12 protein-coding genes are annotated in these 13,445 nt (G+C 44.3%); 1 reads left to right on the top strand and 11 read right to left on the bottom strand.

Annotated elements, in window-relative coordinates; genetic code table 11:
* Nucleotide 1: 1 nt before the first annotated feature.
* Nucleotides 2-1,549 carry an L-glutamate gamma-semialdehyde dehydrogenase gene (pruA, locus tag A6755_RS07830; protein ID WP_063590353.1) on the bottom strand — a complete coding sequence of 516 codons (1,548 nt, stop codon included), beginning with the start codon at nucleotides 1,547-1,549 and terminating at the stop codon, nucleotides 2-4.
* A gap of 381 nt (nucleotides 1,550-1,930) precedes the next feature.
* Between pruA and A6755_RS07825 the strand changes: the two genes are divergently transcribed.
* Nucleotides 1,931-3,343, top strand: a complete 1,413-nt coding sequence (locus tag A6755_RS07825; RefSeq protein WP_063590352.1) for a sigma-54 interaction domain-containing protein — start codon at nucleotides 1,931-1,933, stop codon at nucleotides 3,341-3,343.
* 777 nt (nucleotides 3,344-4,120) lie between these two features.
* Here A6755_RS07825 and A6755_RS07820 read toward each other — a convergent pair.
* From A6755_RS07820 to nikA, 10 genes are all read right to left on the bottom strand, one after another.
* Nucleotides 4,121-4,807: an FMN-dependent NADH-azoreductase gene (locus A6755_RS07820; protein WP_063590351.1), complete on the bottom strand. Its 687-nt coding sequence runs from the start codon at nucleotides 4,805-4,807 to the stop codon at nucleotides 4,121-4,123.
* 38 nt (nucleotides 4,808-4,845) lie between these two features.
* On the bottom strand, nucleotides 4,846-5,691 hold the full coding sequence (locus tag A6755_RS07815) for a VOC family protein (RefSeq protein WP_063590350.1): 846 nt from the start codon (nucleotides 5,689-5,691) through the stop codon (nucleotides 4,846-4,848).
* 4 nt (nucleotides 5,692-5,695) lie between these two features.
* Entirely contained in the window at nucleotides 5,696-6,100 is a 405-nt protein-coding gene (locus A6755_RS07810; protein WP_063590349.1) for a DoxX family protein, read from the bottom strand.
* Nucleotides 6,101-6,240: 140 nt separating this feature from the next.
* Nucleotides 6,241-7,059 (bottom strand): nicotianamine synthase family protein, encoded by an 819-nt coding sequence (locus tag A6755_RS07805; protein WP_244889651.1) that lies wholly within the window; start codon nucleotides 7,057-7,059, stop codon nucleotides 6,241-6,243.
* Complete coding sequence (locus A6755_RS07800) at nucleotides 7,037-8,374, bottom strand: MATE family efflux transporter (RefSeq protein WP_063590348.1); 1,338 nt, start codon at nucleotides 8,372-8,374, stop codon at nucleotides 7,037-7,039. The genes A6755_RS07805 and A6755_RS07800 overlap by 23 nt, the downstream gene beginning before the upstream one ends.
* 68 nt (nucleotides 8,375-8,442) lie before the next feature.
* Nucleotides 8,443-9,207, bottom strand: coding sequence for an ABC transporter ATP-binding protein (locus A6755_RS07795; protein ID WP_063590347.1), 765 nt, complete (start codon nucleotides 9,205-9,207; stop codon nucleotides 8,443-8,445).
* The gene (locus A6755_RS07790) at nucleotides 9,204-10,001 is read right to left on the bottom strand and encodes an ABC transporter ATP-binding protein (protein ID WP_063590346.1); all 798 of its coding nucleotides are present in this window, start codon (nucleotides 9,999-10,001) and stop codon (nucleotides 9,204-9,206) included. The genes A6755_RS07795 and A6755_RS07790 overlap by 4 nt, the downstream gene beginning before the upstream one ends.
* Nucleotides 9,998-10,837 (bottom strand): nickel transporter permease, encoded by an 840-nt coding sequence (nikC, locus tag A6755_RS07785; RefSeq protein WP_063590345.1) that lies wholly within the window; start codon nucleotides 10,835-10,837, stop codon nucleotides 9,998-10,000. Before nikC ends, A6755_RS07790 begins: the two co-directional genes overlap by 4 nt.
* Complete coding sequence (gene nikB, locus A6755_RS07780; RefSeq protein WP_063590344.1) at nucleotides 10,828-11,781, bottom strand: nickel ABC transporter permease; 954 nt, start codon at nucleotides 11,779-11,781, stop codon at nucleotides 10,828-10,830. Before nikB ends, nikC begins: the two co-directional genes overlap by 10 nt.
* Nucleotides 11,782-13,311: a nickel ABC transporter substrate-binding protein gene (gene nikA, locus A6755_RS07775; RefSeq protein WP_063590343.1), complete on the bottom strand. Its 1,530-nt coding sequence runs from the start codon at nucleotides 13,309-13,311 to the stop codon at nucleotides 11,782-11,784.
* Between the last annotated feature and the right edge of the window lie 134 nt (nucleotides 13,312-13,445).

Here is a 13,445-nt window from a genome sequence, read left to right as displayed (position 1 = left end):
TTTATAGCGTTTCAGATGTTGTTTTACCTTGAAGATGAAGAACTAAATAATCAGGACCGCCCGCTTTTGAATCTGTACCTGACATATTGAATCCGCCAAATGGCTGGTATCCTACAATGGCACCAGTACAGCCGCGATTGAAGTACAAGTTACCTACGTGGAAATCCTCACGCGCTTGTTCGATATGTTCAATGTTGTTAGAGATGACTGCACCCGTTAATCCATAATCCGTGTTATTGGCAATCTCGATTGCATGATTGAAATCTTTTGCCTTACAGAATGCAACAACCGGTCCGAAGATCTCTTCTTTCATGACACGTGCGTTCTCATCCACATCGGCAATGATGGTTGGCTGGATGAAGAAACCTTTTGAATTGTCTCCTTCTCCCCCTGTAACGATTTTCCCTTCTTCTTTACCGATTTCAACGTAGCTCATGACTTTATCGAAAGCTGCTTGATCGATGACCGGACCCATGAAGTTGTTTAAATCTGTTGGTTCCCCGATCGTTTTTTCTTTCGTTAATTCAATGGCACGATTCAAGACTTGGTCATATACATCTTCCACTATGACAGCACGTGAACAAGCAGAACATTTTTGACCGGAGAATCCGAATGCAGAAGCTACGATTGATTGTGCCGCCAATTCCAGATCAGCCTCTTTATCAACAACGATTGTATCTTTACCGCCCATTTCAGCGATGACACGTTTTAACCAGATTTGGCCTTCATGTACTTTTGCCGCACGTTCATAAATACGGATACCGACATCACGAGATCCGGTAAAGCTGATGAAACGTGTACGAGGATGATCTACTAAATAATCGCCTACTTCGGCACCGCTTCCTGGAATGAAGTTCACAACTCCTGCAGGCATGCCCGCTTCTTCCAGCACTTCGATGAATTTAGCTGCAATGACCGGTGTTGTACTGGCCGGTTTCAATAAGACCGTATTACCTGAAACAAGAGCAGCCGTCGTCATGCCTGCCATGATCGCAAACGGGAAGTTCCAAGGTGAGATGATGACACCCACACCAAGCGGAATATAATTGAAAGCATTGTGTTCAATCGGACGGCTTTCCACTGGCATGCCGTCTTTAAGCTTCAGCATTTGACGTGCATAGTATTCCATGAAGTCGATCGCTTCCGCTGTATCTGCATCCGCCTCATTCCAAGGCTTCCCTGCTTCTTTAACCAATAGAGCCGAGAAATAGTGTTTTCTTCTGCGAACGATCGCTGCAGCCCTGAATAAAATGTTTGCACGCACTTCCGCTTTCGTTTTTCTCCAAGTTTGGAATGTCTTATCTGCCGCTTGCATCGCTTGCTCTGCAAGATCTTTATTCGCTTTGGATACGGTTCCGATAACTTCTTCTTTATTTGCTGGGTTTACAGAGGTAATGACTTCATCAGTAAACACTTTTTCACCATTAATGATCAGTGGATATTTCTTCCCTAGATCTTTAGCTACATCATTCAATGCCGCTTGAAAAGCTTTATTGTTTTCTTCGATTTTAAAATTAGTAAATGGTTCGTGTTTATATGTTTGGACCATTATGTCTCATCTCCCTAAGTTTATGTTTTTACTTCTCCCTTATTAAACAAGCAAGTTCCGTGCCAACTTTTCATTTTTTCGAAAAAATAATGTTTTTTCTTGAAAAATGCAATGAAATTCAGCACTTTAAGGGCAAAATTGACATAGTATGCCATTTTTTTTTGCTCTAATCCCTATTTTTGTCGCTTAAACCTTACACTTTTTATTAATGCAAATTTCATGCCAACTAGAAAAACCATAAAAAACAGCATTTTCGCACTTTTTCCGCAAAATATTTTTGCACTTCAATGCAAAATAATCTTGCTGTGCAAATTTTATTTGCGCCTTTGCTTCAATTCCTCTACAATAGCTCTAAGAAAAGAAGAAAAACGGGAGGCATTCATGAATTTAGATCAAATCATTAAAATAGATGGTTTCCAATCCATCCTCTATTCGCTTGTGGATGTAATCGATACAGGGATACATATAATCGATATAAAGGGGCGGACGATTGTATATAACAAGAAAATGGCAGAAATCGAAGGAATGGATTCAGAAGAAGTGTTAGGGAAGAAGATTCACGAAATCTTTAAATTCAAGGAAGAAACGGAGAGTACATTAATAAGGGCACTTCATTCGGGGAAGACAACCGAGAACTCGAAGCAGACTTACTTCAATAATCTTGGTCAGGAAATTACAACAATCAATAATACGTTTCCGATTTTAGATCAAAAGCAAAATATCATCGGGGCCATTGAAGTGGCAAAGGATATAACGAATCTGGAAAGAATCATTAAAGATAATATATTGAATAAGGGCGATACCAAATACACCTTTGACAGCATCATCGGAACGAGTGAAAATTTCCTGGAAGTCATAGAAAAGTGCAAGCGCTCGACCAGGACGGCATCCTCCATCCTCATCGTTGGGGAAACGGGCACCGGAAAAGAGCTCTTCGCCCAAAGCATCCATAATGGCAGCAGCCGTTCGACACAACCTTTCATCAGCCAAAACTGTGCTGCCCTGCCAGACAGTCTAATTGAAGGAATACTCTTCGGCACAAAGAAAGGCGCCTTCACCGGATCGATCGAACGGCCTGGATTATTCGAACAGGCACAGGGCGGTACCATCCTGCTAGATGAAATCAACTCATTAAATCCGAACATGCAAGCGAAATTATTACGGGCCCTTCAAGAAAGGACGATTCGCCGTGTTGGGGATACTAAGGATAAACAAATTGACGTTAGGGTCATTGCAACGATAAATGAAGATCCGATAGATGCCATTTCAAATGACCATTTACGAAAGGACTTATACTACCGTTTAAGTGTCGTTTCGTTATTCATTCCGCCTCTTCGTGAACGGAAAGAGGATATTCCTTTGCTGGCGCAATCCTTCATTGAGAAATTCAATGCGCTGTTCGAATTGAATATTGAAGGGATCAGCGAAGAAGTCTACTCGCTTTTTTATGATTACGACTGGCCCGGGAACGTAAGGGAACTTGAACATATCATTGAGGGGGCCATGAATTTAATGGAACCTGGCGATACAAAGATTGCCATCACCCACCTTCCGGCCCTATTTAGGAAGAAAGCCCATTTGGAAGACATTCATCCCGGAAGAAAAGAGACTCATGCAAATGGAGATTTACAGGAGTCGACCTTATCTCTTGATGATTATATCGCCAATACTGAAAAGCAATACTTGGAGAAGATATTGAAGGAACATGGCATGAATATCTCCCAAGCAGCCAAGGCCCTGAATATTAGCCGCCAAAGCCTTCAATACCGTTTGAAAAAGTATCAGGTCAAATAAAAATCATCCCTGCACAAAGAAGGCCCCCATTTATATGGAGGGCCTTTTGTTTACCGGCGGAAAGGGAACGGGTTCAGGAAGTTGATTTCCACTCCAGGCACTCGCTTTCCGCGGGCGGTCCGGGAGCCTCCTCGGCGCTCCTTGCGCCTGTGGGGTCTCCCTTGGACTCGCTTTTCCCGCAGGAGTCTCGAACACCCGCTCCAATCAAATGGAATGTTTTTTATAAAAACTGTAGGTTGGTCACATTCCGAATCCCTAACAAGAATTTACCGAGGAAATGATTACAATGAATTAAAAACAAGAGTTGGTATTACTCCATGATTTTGTATTCATTTATATGGGATTAACCCTCATTGAAGAAATATGCGACACTCCTGCCGAATAACTGGCTAGCCGAGACCCCGGAGACGCTTGCTTTGATGCGGCTTGGCAGACAGTCGGCGGAAAGGGAGCGGATTTCTGAAATCAGCTGAATTGTTTTCTAGAAAAAACTGAAGGCTGGTCTCATCCCAACTTATATTTAAGACTAGTTTATCTTTTAAGTTTTTCACCTGTAATCCTCATTGGATGGAAGAAAATTGCGACACTCCTGCCGAAAAACTGGCTAGCCGAGACCCCACAGCCGCTTGCGGTGAGGAGGCTTGGCAGACAGTCGGCGGAAAGGGAGCGGATTTCTGAAATCAGCTGAATTGTTTTTCAAATAAAAAACTGCAGGCAAAGAAAGGCCCCCATTGATATGGAGGCCTTTCTTTGCCTGCTATTCTTTTCGCTTTGCAATCAGAATGCTTCAGCCGCTTTTGCAACGTTTTCCAAACCATCCGCGATGATTTTTTGTGACCGATCCGGATACTGATTATGGCCTTCAATGACCACGGTCTCCGGAATGTTGATACCCCATAGGCTAATGATATTTTTCACTAAACTCACGGCCATTTCAGCGGATGCCATTCCTTCTAATGCATAATCAGAACCGCGGGCATTCAATAGCATGACTTTTTTATCTCCAGCATACCCGACAGGACCTTCCGCCGTATAATTGAACATTTTACCGGCTTGTGCCAAATAAGAAAGATAGGTGATTAACGGTGCAGGAACCGTTGAGTTCCATAGAGGGAAAGCGAATACCACTTTATCCATGGCCATGAATTGATTTAAATATTGGTCAACCAGTTTTGCGGCATTTTCCTCTTCAGCTGTCAGTTCAAGACCTTGGTTGCGTTTATATAGTCCGGTAATCGCCGTATTTCCATAGTAAGGAAGGTCTTCTTTAAATAAATCCAGCTCGGTCACTTCATCCGCACGGTGTGTCTCTTTATATGTTTGTATGAATGTGTCATACATTTTCGAGCTGATTGCCTGATCAGCTGGACGATCGTTCACTTTCACGAATAATACTTTTGTCATTTTCCCGTTCTCTTCTGCCGCGGCTTCTTTATTTCCAAATAATCTGCTTAAGAATCCCATTATCCTCTCACCATTGCTTTCTATATTATTCTTATCGTTTAGACGACTAAATGAATCTCATTGCCTGATGGATCTGTTACAGTGAAAAACCCTTCTTTTTCCGTGACGACAGCCCCGATTCCTTCCAGTTGCTCTGTTACTTTGTTTCTCGCTTCTTCATCTGCATAAACGAGTGTATACCAGTTTAGCCCCACACTATTTTCCTTCGGGGCAGGGGCACCAACGCCATTCCATGTGTTCAATCCGATGTGATGATGATATCCGCCGGTTGAAGTAAAGAGCGCTCCTCCATATCGATTCACGACGGTAAACCCAAGACCTTGCATGTAAAACTCCTCCGTTTTACGTAAATCCGCTACATGCAGATGTATATGCCCCATCAAGGTACCTGCAGGCAGTTTGCTCCACTCACCATCGCTTTCTTTCAGCAGGTCATTCCCATCCAACGGATCCGTGCCCATTTCGACCTCCCCGCCTGCCCATCTCCAATCAGCTGATGGCCGGTCAGAGTATACTTCGATGCCATTTCCATCCGGATCGGTAATGTACAGCGCTTCACTCACTTCATGATCCGCCGCTCCAAATGGATATTTCGTTTGAAGTAAATGGCGTAAAAAAATCGATAAGTCGGCACGGCTCGGCAGCAACAGGGCAAAGTGATATAAGCCCGTCGTCCGCCCTTCTTTCGGAATCACATCCGCAGGCTGCTCAAGTGTCAGCAACGGGGTTTTTCCGTCTGTCGTCAAAACAGCTTTCCGGACGGTTTTCTGCAATACTTGAAGACCGATGATTTCTTGATAAAACAGAATGGCCTTATTCAAATCCAAAACATTTATACTCACTTCGCCAACAAATGTAATTGGTTTTTGATGAAATTTTTCCATATTGTCACTTCCCTTTTTTATTGAAAATCACGTTATCCATAGAAAGAACCGTGCGGTTGGCACACGCTAGATAGACAGACATCGCAAGCAGTGCCAAGTCCAATTCGTAACCCGCCGCTTGCCCGTTTCCTAGAAAACCGGCAGGTAATTTAGCCGTGAAAATCGCCCCCGCCATAATGACCGCAAGTAGGACGGAAACGATTCGTGTTCCCAAACCCAGTATAACCGCAAGTCCTCCGATCAATTCGATTCCTGCAACGATGTAAGCCATGAAGCCAGGAATGCCAAGGCTATCAAAAAATCCCGCCGTATTCCCTATGCCCCCTTGGAACTTTGAAACGCCGTGAATGAAAAAAGTAAGACCTAATATCACCCTTAAAAAAACTTGGGCTGCATCATTTTTATTCATGTATGAATTCTCCTTTTTGTTGGTTACTTTATGTAAGTAATTATATTTTCATAAGCTTATAATGTCAAGTAAGTTTATTGGAATTTCTTTTTTCCCCTAAATAAAAACGAATTGCCGAAGCAACTCGTTCCATGGTGCCACTATTTAAATGTGTAATAAATGGTTGAATTGATGATTAAGGAATCCGCAATGGTTCTCCCGACTTCCTCACATGCCACCTTACTGAATTTTGTTGCATCAACGGGCTCATATAATAATTGATGAATGCCGTCCACCGACCGTATTGCGACGGTTGCATCAGGGTTTGTCTGATATATCCGTTCCATTATTTCTTCTTTATTAGGAACCAGGCTGGCAATCCATACAAGATCGAACCCCGTGTAGTCATGAAGGGCGCCATCATTCAAGATATAGTCTGAATCCCCTTCTTTATCCAGTTCTTGGACGATGCGCCGGCCAAGTGAATGGGCTTGTTCATCTATATCGAGACATGTCATTTTCGCACCCAACTCCCGTTGAAGCAGCAAAGGACTTAAAGGCAGAGGCCCCGTCCCTACAAATGCAAATGATCGAATATCATTTTTCACCTTATTCAATTCATTGATTTCCGTTTGAATCAGTTCTTTGTAGTTATCCCAATAAATGAAAGAACGGAAGTCATCCAGGGAGTTCACACTGCCAACAAATAATTTGGCATAATGATCCTCCATCAATGTTTCAGCAATCGTCAGCTTTTCAAGCATGGTATCCCGAATCGATCGGATTTCATCATGGTTAAGAATTTCTTCTGCCACATGCTGGTCCAAAGGTTTCGATATCATAGAAACCAGTTCGGTTAAAACGCGATTGATGATTTCGTTATTTGGTGATAAATCATCTTCTTCTAGTAAAATTTTATAAGTATCCATATATGTATGAATGATTTTTTCCTGGTATCTAGACCATTTGATCGTTTTCAAGGCGCACACTCCTATTTGAAAATATTTTTTCGCTTAACCGTGGTATATACAATGCCAAAAATACCGAACGTCCTAGGCTGAATACAGTAAAGGCCAGCCATAATGCATGATTTTGATAGGCCGGGACAAAAATATAAAGTGTTATCACAAAGGCAATCAAGGAATAAATCATCGAGTTACGAATCGGGGCAGCTTCTGTTGCCCCAGTAAAAACACCGTAGAAAACGATGCCTACGCTGGCCGTTAAAGGAAACAAAATAAGCCAGATTCCATAAATCTTTGCCAGCTCAATGACACTTGGTATCCTTGTGAAAAGCGCTAGGATGGCATCAGCGCATAAATAGTAACTGATAGCGAGCACCAGGGAGGACAGAACACCCCATTGCAACGACAGGATCAGGGTCTTCTTATATAAGTGCTTATCTCTCGCACCAATCGCTTTCCCAACAAGGATGCTTGAAGCATTTGCGAGACCGTCAAAGAAGTAAGCCATCATATAGTGAATTTGGATGAGTACGGCATTCGCCGCCAATATCTCCGTCCCATATGAGGCCCCCTTTGCCGTGAAGATATTAAAAACTGCCAACAGGCAAAGCGTCCTGATGAATAAATCCCGATTCACCGACATCATTTTCTTAATGGATGAAGGATCGAACATCTCTTTCAACGGGGGCATTTCCATTCGATGCGGCGAAGCTTTCACAATAATGATCAGTCCAATGAAAAAGGCCGTCACTTCCGAAATGAGGGTCGCTATCGCTACCCCTGGCACACCCCACTGGAATCCATGAACAAATAGGAAATCCAAGGCAATGTTCATCAGGTTCATGAACACCTGTAAAACTAGCGAAACCTTGATCTTGGACATCCCCATCAGCCATCCCAATATGACGTAATTCATTAAGGTGAATGGGATTCCCCATATTCGAATGCTGAAGTATTCAGCCGCATATCTTCGAACATCAGCATCGGGATTCATCAGTGTTAAGGAAACCTGTTCAATTGGCCCCTGAAGCAGGATGAAACCTATCCCTGCAACAATCGCCAGTATAAACGGCCTTAAAAAGGCTAAAAAGACTTGCTTTCCGTCGTTTGCCCCAAGTGCTTGTGCAGCAAATCCCGAAGTGCTCACACGTAAAAAACCAAACAGCCAATGTAAGGTATTGAAAATAACCGTACCTATAGCTACGCCGCCTAAATAAGCTGGGTTTGGCAACTGACCCACAACAGCGGTGTCCACCGCGCCTATCAATGGCGTCGTTATCGTCGATATGGTCAGAGGAATGGCCAAGGCCAAATATGATCGATGGTTCACCTTACTTCCTCCTTAAGTATCAAACTGCAACTTAATCGAAATCATTACGATTTAAAACCCGAACTTCATTATTCAAACATCGAAATCAGTTCTTTTGTGTATGAATGGCGATCGCTGCAAAAAAGCTGTTCTTTTTCGAATGAATCCACAATAACACCCCCTTTCATCACCATGATCCGTTGGCTCATCTCCTGTACAGCCGATAGATCATGAGAAATAAAAAGGTAGGAGGTGTCCAAAGTCTCCCGCAGCCCGCCTAACAATTTCAGCACCGCCGCTTGGGACAGCACGTCCAGGCTTGAAGCCGGTTCATCCAATATAATGAGGGCCGGTTCGATGCTGATTGCACGTGCAATGGTCACCCGCTGCTTTTGTCCGCCGCTTAGCTCATGCGGGTAACGTTCCGCAAAACTCCTTGGAAGCTCCACCGTTTCCAGGAGCTGTCCGATAAAGTTCGCTTCACTTGTATACGTAAAATATTTCAAATTGACCAGGCTGCCAAATTGAAGATATGGATCCATTAGTGAATCCTTTATCCTTAGTTTTGGATTCAAAGCCGATGCAGGATTTTGCAAAACGGCCTGGATGTTCTTCCGATACGGTTTCAAACTGCGTTCACTTTTGTTTTGCAGCTCGGTCCCTTCAAATAGGATGCTGCCCTTGTCAAAAGATTCAATCTGAAGGATGAGTCTTGCCAGTGTGCTTTTTCCGCAGCCGCTCTCCCCCACTAACCCGAGGCATTCCTTCCTTTCCATGCTAAAATTCACGTTCCTTAGTATTTCCACTCCGTTATCATAGCTTTTATGGACATTTCGCACGTCTAATAAACTCATCCTGACACTCCTTCAAGCTTAAATGGAATTCTCCTCAATGATGGCGATGATTGAATCAGTTCATTCGTATAAGCATGCTGTGGATGATTCAATACCTGATTTTTATCACCGGTCTCTATGATGGCCCCGTCTTTCATGACCGCAATGCGGTCCGCATACTTCCTGACATGACGTAAATCATGGGTAATGAACAAGATTGCACATCCGGTTTCTTTTTGGAGCTTTGATAATAGCTGTAAAACCTTAAAGGAAGATACACTGTCCAAGGCTGTGGTCGGTTCATCCGCTATCAAGATATCAGGTTCAAGCAGCAGGGCCATTGAAATCGATACGCGTTGAAGCTGCCCGCCGCTTAATTGAAAAGGGTATCTGCCGTAGATATCTTCATTCAGGCCCACCGATATGAGCGCATTGACCGCTTGCTGCCTCCTTGCCTTTTTGGAAAGGTTCAAATGTGTTCGCTGATATTCGTCGAAATGCTGACCGATGGTAAGGAACGGTGTGAATGAACCCTGGTAATCTTGAAAAATATAGGCCAGGCGCTTTCCGCGAACCTTCCTGATTTCTGAGGAAGATAGGGTTAATAAATTCTTTTCCCCGTACCATATTTCCCCCTTCGCTTGAAGATTGGGTGCAAGCAGCTGACATATTGCCATGGCCGTCATGCTTTTGCCGCTCCCGCTTTGTCCGACAAGTGCGAACCACTCACCCTCCTGCACATCTAATGAAAGATCCTTGACGATATGATTTTGCTTTCCCATGATATGCAGCTGCCTCACGGATAAAATGCTCATGATCCCACCTCCTTTTTCACATCGAATGCATCACGCAAATAATCACCGAGCACGTTGGTTAGAAGGACGACAAATACGATGGCGAGCCCTGGGTAAATCATCAGCAACATATTGGATTGAAAGTATGGACGGGCATCATTCAGCATGGCTCCCCACTCCGGTGCCGGCGGCTGCGCACCGAGCCCGATATATGATAAGGAAGATATGAGCAAAATGATTTTTCCTAAATCGAGGCTAGAAAGGACAAGCACATTCCCGATAAGGTGCGGAAATAGATGCTTCCGCATGATCCCAAATGAACTTAATCCATTGATTTTAGCAACTGTGACATATTCCTTCTGACGTTCGGTGATCACCGTACTTCGCACAAGCCGGGCATAATTCACCCATTTCACCAGAACGATCGCCAACAGAAGATTTTCGATTCCCGGTCCTAATAAACCGCTAAGAACAATGGCAACGATCGTATCTGGGAAGGCGAGAAACGCGTCGGCAATGCGCATGAAGATCCGATCGATCAGACCTCCTTTAAAACCGGCAATCATCCCGAACGGGACGCCGATGATAACTGCGGCAAACAAAGATAAGAGGCCGTAGCCAACCGTCAGCTGTGCACCAAGCAGAAGGCGCGTCAATACATCACGCCCTAGATGATCCGTCCCTAACGGATGTTCCATGCTCGCCGGCCATAGCCTTTCTTCCAGATTGACCAGTGCCGGATCATGTTTCAGAATAAGAAAGGTGTAAGCCAAAACGGCAAGGACTGTCGCCATCACCGTAAATAGGACGGTCATTCTCCCGAGCCTTTTGGATTTTTCTTTGATAACTAATTCCATTTTCCATGCTTCCTTTCCTTCAGTCTTAGCTCCGGATTTAAATAGCGATAAGATAAATCCACGGCACTATTAACCATGAATACAATGATGGCCATCACCAGCAGGTAACCTTGGATGACTGGATAATCCCGCGACCGAATCGAGTCCACTACCATCTTACCTATGCCCGGATAGGCAAAAATAACTTCGATCACGACTACACCGCCGATCAGGCTGCCAAGGCTGACCCCGAAAACGGTAATGACCGGGGGCAAGCTATAACGAAATGCATGGGCAAAGAATATCCGCATCTCTGAAATCCCCCTAGATCGGGCAGCCCTGATGAAATCATGACTGAGGGAATCTATCAAACTCGAACGCAGCAAACGGACGTACACACTTGTGATGGCCAGCCCCAGCGTGACCGACGGCAGAATCAAAGAATGAAACCCGTCCCTGCCCATCGTTGGAAGGGCTCCCCATCGTACCGCAAATAAATCTATCAAAAGCAGCCCCAGCCAAAAGCTGGGAATGGCTGCCCCCAATAAAGAAACGGCCCGGCTGAATTGATCGATCCAGCTCCCCCTGTACAAGGCAGCAAGCGAACCTAACGGAATGGCTATACCAAGCATGACAAGCAATGCACCAACCGCCAGCTCAAGTGTTGCAGGCAGCCCGCTCATGATCATTTCCATCACAGGCTGATTCGTCAGGTAGGAATGCCCGAAATCCAATCGGATAAAGTCCGCAAACCAATTGCCATACTGCACGAACAGCGGATCATTGAACCCTAATTCTTCACGAAGCTCATTGACTTGCTCGTTTGTGACCGATACATCATCCACTTGAAGTATCGAGAGAACCGGGTCGCCAGGAGCAAGCCTAACAAAAAGGAAAGAAATGAATGTAATCACAAGAACAAAAATCGCGACCTCAATGAATCGGCGGACTAAGATGCGAAACATTCACTTCACATCCAATTCATTCGTCAGCATGTAGTATTCGCTTCTCGAAGTGATCCAGTTTTTAACTTTATCGGCGTCATAAGCAACAAGTGTATTCGGATGTAAAATGAATGAATTATACACCTGTTCATCCACATACATCGCAATCTCCTCAGCTAAATCCGAGCGCTCCTCCTGCCCGACCGTCACGTTCAGCTCATCAATCAGGGACGTCAGGCGATCATCATCAGCCCCACTGAAGTTCAAGGCACCCTTTGGATGATAAGTAGCATTTAAATAATAACCGGCATCCCCTCTCGGAGCCGTTAAATTGCTGTAGGTCGTTAAATCCCAATCGCGATTGGAAGCCATATACTCTTCAGGGATTTCTATTTGCTTGATATTCACATCAATCCCCAACTGACCGGCATCCGATTGAAAAACTTGGGCAATTAACGGCAAGTCGGCACGTGAACTGTATGTAAGCAGTGTAAACGTTAACGGTTTACCGTCTTTTTGCATGACACCATCCACTTTCTTATATCCCGCCTGATCAAGAAACGCCTTAGCGGCTTCCATTCCATTCGCTTTTTTCGGATAATCCGGGGCAAAAGAGAAAGTGGATGGGAATGGCCCCGTCGCCACTTCTGCATGACCATGTAAAATCGTTTCCGCAATGGATGGACGATCGATCAAGGCATCAACCGCCTTCCGGACGTGTATGTCCTGCAATGCTTTACGTTCCAAATTCATCGTCATTTGATGTACGCGGAAAGTCGATGTCGATTCAACCTTCACACCATCTTTCGCCTCTAAATTTTCCAGGCTTTCCACTTCCGGACGGAAAACAATATCAGCGTCTCCCGATTCAAGGGCAAGAGACCGTGCATTGGCATCTTCATTAAACGAAAACCTGGCTCTCTCAAGCTTTGCGGCTCCATCCCAGTAAGACTCATATCGGATTAAATCAACAGCCGTACCTGGTATGAATTTCGAAACGGCAAATGGCCCGGTTCCTATCGGCTTGTTTATATAGTCACTTTCCTTCACATCAATAATAGATGTATTTGGATGAACCAATTCAGAAGGAAACTCCGGAAAAGGAACCTCCGTCTTAATGGTCAGCGCATTCCCGTCCGCTTCAATCGACTCAATGCGCAAAGCATTCTTGATCGCCGGACTATCTTTCATCGCCCTCTCCAAGGAAGCCTTCACCGCTTTGCCATCCATCGGTTTTCCATTCTGAAACGTCACACCCTTCCTTAATTCAAAATTCCATAATTGACCATCCTCGCTATCCCAGCTCTTCGCCAGCCAAGGTTCGATGGTCAAATCCTTATCATTGAGATGCACCAATGTCTCCGTGATGCCAGCCCTAAGCGACACATAACTAGTATCAACATTCGGATCAAGCGAGCTAGTCGCAAAATTAAAAAGCAAGTTCACTTCCTTCTTCTCTCCCGCTTGATCCTTCGCAGACTCGGTGGAACAAGCAGCCAAAAGAAAGACTGATAAACATACAATAAAACTCAATTTACATTTTCTGAACACGATATATTTCCTCCATTACCTCAACTATTTTTATTAACTGCTTTAAAATCGTATTGATTACGATTTATATTGCAGCTTTACCATCATGACAAACGACATAACACATCTCCGATTGCTTATCCTAAATCAAACTA

Source organism: Peribacillus frigoritolerans, assembly GCF_001636405.1.
In the GTDB taxonomy this organism is placed as follows: domain Bacteria; phylum Bacillota; class Bacilli; order Bacillales; family DSM-1321; genus Peribacillus; species Peribacillus frigoritolerans.
The sequence above is the reverse complement of the archived record's forward strand: the minus strand, read 5'-3'. Positions and strand labels throughout refer to the sequence as shown.

What these genes read in the sequence shown, in the direction of transcription:
- pruA (WP_063590353.1), bottom strand. Translation starts at nt 1,549, where the DNA reads ATGGTCCAAACATATAAACACGAACCATTTACTAATTTTAAAATCGAA.
- A6755_RS07825 (WP_063590352.1), top strand. Translation starts at nt 1,931, where the DNA reads ATGAATTTAGATCAAATCATTAAAATAGATGGTTTCCAATCCATCCTC.
- A6755_RS07820 (WP_063590351.1), bottom strand. Translation starts at nt 4,807, where the DNA reads ATGGGATTCTTAAGCAGATTATTTGGAAATAAAGAAGCCGCGGCAGAA.
- A6755_RS07815 (WP_063590350.1), bottom strand. Translation starts at nt 5,691, where the DNA reads ATGGAAAAATTTCATCAAAAACCAATTACATTTGTTGGCGAAGTGAGT.
- A6755_RS07810 (WP_063590349.1), bottom strand. Translation starts at nt 6,100, where the DNA reads ATGAATAAAAATGATGCAGCCCAAGTTTTTTTAAGGGTGATATTAGGT.
- A6755_RS07795 (WP_063590347.1), bottom strand. Translation starts at nt 9,207, where the DNA reads ATGAGTTTATTAGACGTGCGAAATGTCCATAAAAGCTATGATAACGGA.
- A6755_RS07790 (WP_063590346.1), bottom strand. Translation starts at nt 10,001, where the DNA reads ATGAGCATTTTATCCGTGAGGCAGCTGCATATCATGGGAAAGCAAAAT.
- nikC (WP_063590345.1), bottom strand. Translation starts at nt 10,837, where the DNA reads ATGGAATTAGTTATCAAAGAAAAATCCAAAAGGCTCGGGAGAATGACC.
- nikB (WP_063590344.1), bottom strand. Translation starts at nt 11,781, where the DNA reads ATGTTTCGCATCTTAGTCCGCCGATTCATTGAGGTCGCGATTTTTGTT.